The 4,107-nt window shown below is 70.3% G+C and carries 4 protein-coding genes, 2 pseudogenes and 1 riboswitch; of the genes and pseudogenes, 2 read left to right on the top strand and 4 right to left on the bottom strand.

The window, feature by feature from the left end:
- From R6V09_RS47685 to R6V09_RS47670, 4 genes and pseudogenes are all read right to left on the bottom strand, one after another.
- Window positions 1-212, bottom strand: a pseudogene (locus R6V09_RS47685) (cobalamin biosynthesis protein); the annotation flags it as partial.
- 101 nt (window positions 213-313) lie between these two features.
- Window positions 314-453, bottom strand: a riboswitch (cobalamin riboswitch).
- Between the two features lie 134 nt (window positions 454-587).
- Window positions 588-809 carry a hypothetical protein gene (locus R6V09_RS47680; protein WP_317887701.1) on the bottom strand — a complete coding sequence of 74 codons (222 nt, stop codon included), beginning with the start codon at window positions 807-809 and terminating at the stop codon, window positions 588-590.
- A 33-nt stretch (window positions 810-842) separates the two neighbouring features.
- Window positions 843-2,102: an inorganic phosphate transporter gene (locus tag R6V09_RS47675; RefSeq protein ID WP_317887700.1), complete on the bottom strand. Its 1,260-nt coding sequence runs from the start codon at window positions 2,100-2,102 to the stop codon at window positions 843-845.
- Window positions 2,103-2,200: 98 nt separating this feature from the next.
- A complete protein-coding gene (locus R6V09_RS47670; protein WP_317887702.1) occupies window positions 2,201-2,956 on the bottom strand; it encodes a lysozyme in 756 nt (251 codons plus the stop codon).
- 196 nt (window positions 2,957-3,152) lie between these two features.
- Here R6V09_RS47670 and R6V09_RS47665 point away from each other — a divergent pair, with 196 nt between their 5' ends.
- The gene (locus tag R6V09_RS47665) at window positions 3,153-3,887 is read left to right on the top strand and encodes a class II aldolase/adducin family protein (RefSeq protein WP_317887699.1); all 735 of its coding nucleotides are present in this window, start codon (window positions 3,153-3,155) and stop codon (window positions 3,885-3,887) included.
- A pseudogene (locus R6V09_RS47660) lies at window positions 3,868-4,107 on the top strand (hypothetical protein); the annotation flags it as partial. The gene R6V09_RS47665 and the pseudogene R6V09_RS47660, both read left to right, overlap by 20 nt.

Genomic DNA, 4,107 nt, shown 5'->3' with positions numbered 1-4,107 from the left:
GTGGCCGCGGCGGCGAGGGAGACGGCGCCACCCACGCACACGGCGGTGTGCAGGGCGCCCCAGCCTCGGTGGTCGCGCCACAGCACCTGTTCCACGGCACCGGCGGCGTGGCCGAACGCGGCGACCGGATGCCCACGGCGGGGATCGCCGAGCAGGTGGTCGCCGAGAAGGCCGGCGGCGGCGCCGTACGCGAAGACGCGATCGGCACGCATCGGCTCAGCCGGTCGCTGAGTCGGACACTGCGCTGGTACGGGACCTCGAACGGCAGCCGAGCATGGCGATATGTCCTCACTCAGGGTGTCCACGCCCTGGTTCGACGAGACCGGCGGTGAGAGTTCCTGGCTCCCGGGGGTGTCTACCCCGGTGACAGTGGCGGGACCGCGCCGGATTCGCACCGGCTTCCTCTCCTGCCGCCGTACATGGCTCCGGCAGTCCACCACGGGGTTGGAAGGGGCGTCAACTTGCTGTTGACCTGCGGGGGAGGAGTGTGCTGATGCCCACACGTCCGCCGTCGGCGGGGCGCGAAAACGTGGAGTGCGGGACGGTGATCCGTCCCGCACCCCACGCTCGGTCCAACTGGCGGCCGGTCAGGCCACGATGATGTAGATCCCGTACGCCACCGCCGCCGCGCAGGCCGCGAAGCAGGCGTACGCGCCGGTCAGGGCGAGGGTCGCGGAGTCGCCCTGGGCGGTGGCCCGTTCGCGGCGCGAGAGGGCGGTGATGCCGAGGGTGAAGACGGCCACCAGGGCCACGGTGGCCACGAGGCTGACGCCGAAGACGGAGCCGAGGGCTGCCCAGTCGATGTGCATGCTGATTCGTTCCTTCGTGTCCGGGGCGCGGGCTCAGACGGCGGCGGCCGGCGGGCTCGCCGGGTCGGACTTCACAACGGGGGCCGGGGTCACGGGCGGCGAGGGGATCGTCGCCGTGAGGCCTTCGGAGAGGGCGACCGACGGCGGCGGGGTCACGGCGGCGATCGCGGTGGTCACCACGCCGGCCGGCTCCTCGAACTCGTTGACGTTCGAGGCGTCGACCACCTGGCGGCGGGAGAGCAGCCAGATCGCGGTGCTGGAGGCGACCAGGAAGACGGCCACCAGCGCGGTGCCCCAGTCGCCCAGGTCGGTCACGGACTCGGCGAGCGCGCCGACCAGTGCGGCGGCCGGCAGTGTCAGACCCCAGGCGATGAACATCCGGGTGGCGGTCGACCAGCGGACGACCCCGCCCTTGCGGCCCAGGCCCGCACCCATCACGGAGCCGGAGACGGCGTGCGTGGTGGAGAGGGAGAAGCCGATGTGCGAGGAGGCCAGGATGACCGCGGCGGCGCTGGTCTGGGCGGCGAAGCCCTGCTGCGGCCGGAGGTCGGTCAGGCCCTTGCCCATGGTGCGGATGATGCGCCAGCCGCCGATGTAGGTGCCCATCGCGATGGCGAGGCCCGCGGAGAGGATGACCCAGGTGGGCGGGTCCGAGTCGGGGGCGATGGAGCCGCCGGCGATCAGGGCCAGCGTGATGATGCCCATCGTCTTCTGCGCGTCGTTCGTGCCGTGGGCCAGCGAGACCAGGCCGGCGGAGGCGATCTGGCCGACGCGGAAGCCCTTGTCGGCGGCCTTGCCGTCCGAGTTCCGGCTCAGTGCGTACGAGAACCTGGTGGCCAGCAGCGCCGCGACGCCCGCGACGATCGGGGCGGCGACCGCGGGCAGCAGCACCTTGGTGACCAGGACGTCGCCGTGGACCGCGCCGGTGCCGGCCGAGGCGATGGTGGCGCCGATCAGACCGCCCATCAGGGCGTGCGAGGAACTGGACGGCAGGCCGACGAGCCAGGTCACCAGGTTCCAGAGGATCGCGCCGACCAGGGCGGCGAAGATGACCTCGGGACGGATGCCGCTCTCGTCGACGAGACCCTTGGAGATCGTGTTGGCGACCTCCACGGAGAGAAAAGCGCCCACCAGGTTGAGGGTGGCCGACATGGCCACCGCGACCTTGGGCTTGAGTGCACCGGTCGAGATGGTGGTGGCCATCGCGTTGGCGGTGTCGTGGAAACCGTTCGTGAAATCGAACGCGAGTGCGGTGATCACCACAATCGCGAGAATCAGCGAGAAGCTTTCCATTTACCCAGGCAATCGTTCGAGGTCATTGGCGCGTTGACCGTAGGCAACCTGAGTGAACGGAAGATGAACTGAGAGGGTCCCTGGAGTGTCTGTACGGGCTAGTAACCGCGGGCGAACTTCTTCAGTTGGCTCGGGGTCCCGTTGAAGAGATTCTGATCACCCGGCAGGCTGCCGCTGTTGTCGTACTGCCAGAAGGTCCAGTACGACCAGCCGGCGGGCAGCGATCCCGCGTCCGCCGACTCGTGGCGGGCGATCCACAGCGCGTGTGTCGAGGCCAGGGCGGTGCTGCTGCCCGTGCAGGTGTTCCACCAGTGGGTGGTCGTGTAGATCACCGGACGGCGGCCGGTCTCCCGCTTCACCTCGGCGCTGAAGGCCTTGATCCAGCCGACCATCCTGGCCTTGCTCAGGCCGTAGCAGCCGTGTTTCTTGTCGTACGGGTTGTATTCGATGTCGAGTGCGGGCGGCAGCGTCCAGCCGTCCGCCTTCCAGCCGCCACCGTGCGCCACGAAGTACGCGGCCTGGGTGGCGCCCGACGACTTGTCCGGGAGCGCGAAGTGGTAGGCGCCGCGGACGATGCGGGCGGTGCGGGCGCCGTTGTACTGCTGGGTGAAGTACGGGTTGACGTAGTCGGTGGACTCGGTCGCCTTGACGTAGACGAACGTGGCGCCCTTCGCCTTCGCGCTCGGCCAGTTGACGTTCTTCTGGTGCGAGGAGACGTCGTGGCCCTTGGCCGGGCTCGCGGCGGCGGCCGGGATCTCGGCGAGCGCGAGCGTGGTTGCGCCGACGGCGAGTGCGGCGAGTGGGACCGCGACGAGGCGGGCGCGACGACGGGACGGTTTGCGATCACGGGCCATGTTTCCCCCGGGAATGGCGGCGTGCACGACAAATCTCCCAGAGGCTATTGGAAGATCTGTCGATGCCGATCGGTCTCCAGCCAAGCGGCTTGAGTGGGCGTTGCATGCCTATATGTACTCTTTCGGATGCGCGGCTTCCGGCTTAAAGTGCCCTCGCCCGAGCGCGTGTTGGGGAACCGGCTGGCAGGATCGCGGCATGGCTGAGCAGCGGCGGGATGAGCGGGATGGGCGGGACGTCCGGGAGGGTGCACAGGCTGTGGGGGAGCCATGGCGGAGGCGTGTGCACGCCGAGGAGGCGCATGCCTGGGACGAACTCGTCGTGACGGCCCGCCGGACGGTGTCCGACGGCCTGGTGGTCGGCACCTCCGGGAACGTCTCGGTGCGCGTCGGCGACATCGTCCTGGTCACACCCTCGGGCGTCCCCTACGACCGGCTGACACCCGACGACACGGTCGGCGTCGACCTCGACGGGCGACAGGTACTCGGCACCCTGCTCCCGACGAGCGAACTGCCCATGCATCTCGCCGTCTACCGCAACACCGGCGCCCAGGCCGTCGTCCACACCCACGCCGTCCACGCGACGGCCGTCTCGACGCTCGTCCCCGAACTCCCCTCGATCCACTACATGTCCGGCGCCCTCGGCGGACCCGTCCGGGTTGCCCCGTATGCGACATACGGCACCGAGGAGTTGGCCGAGAACATGCTCCACGCCCTCGCCGACCGCTCCGCCTGCCTCCTCCAGAACCACGGCACGATGGCCTACGGCAACTCCCTGGACCAGGCGTTCGACCGCACGGCCCAGCTGGAGTGGATGTGCCGGCTGTGGCTGACGGCGTCATCGGTGCCGGGCCTGTCGCCGACGTTGCTGTCGGGGGAGCAGGTGGCTGAGGCGGGGGAGCGGTTGCGGGGGTATGGGCAGCGGCGGGGGTGACTCCCCCTGCACCTCCCGCTCTCCCCGCCTGTACCTCCGGCTCTCCTTCCGTACCTCCCGCTCGCTTCGGTATCCCGCGCTCACCCCGCGCCTCCTTCGGCTGGCCGGTAGCCGGGTCCGCCGGGACACTGGAGCCGTGCGCACAGTCAGAGCGACGGCCGCGGCCGTCTCCGTGGCCCTCGCGGCCGGTGCGGTGGGCGTCGCCGCCGGCCGGTACGCC

It is taken from the genome of Streptomyces sp. W16 (assembly GCF_033194735.1).
Taxonomy (GTDB): domain Bacteria; phylum Actinomycetota; class Actinomycetes; order Streptomycetales; family Streptomycetaceae; genus Streptomyces.
The sequence above is the reverse complement of the archived record's forward strand: the minus strand, read 5'-3'. Positions and strand labels throughout refer to the sequence as shown.

Coding starts and splice junctions, on each gene's coding strand:
- R6V09_RS47680 (WP_317887701.1), bottom strand. CDS start 809: ATGCACATCGACTGGGCAGCCCTCGGCTCCGTCTTCGGCGTCAGCCTC.
- R6V09_RS47665 (WP_317887699.1), top strand. CDS start 3,153: ATGGCTGAGCAGCGGCGGGATGAGCGGGATGGGCGGGACGTCCGGGAG.
- R6V09_RS47670 (WP_317887702.1), bottom strand. CDS start 2,956: ATGGCCCGTGATCGCAAACCGTCCCGTCGTCGCGCCCGCCTCGTCGCG.
- R6V09_RS47675 (WP_317887700.1), bottom strand. CDS start 2,102: ATGGAAAGCTTCTCGCTGATTCTCGCGATTGTGGTGATCACCGCACTC.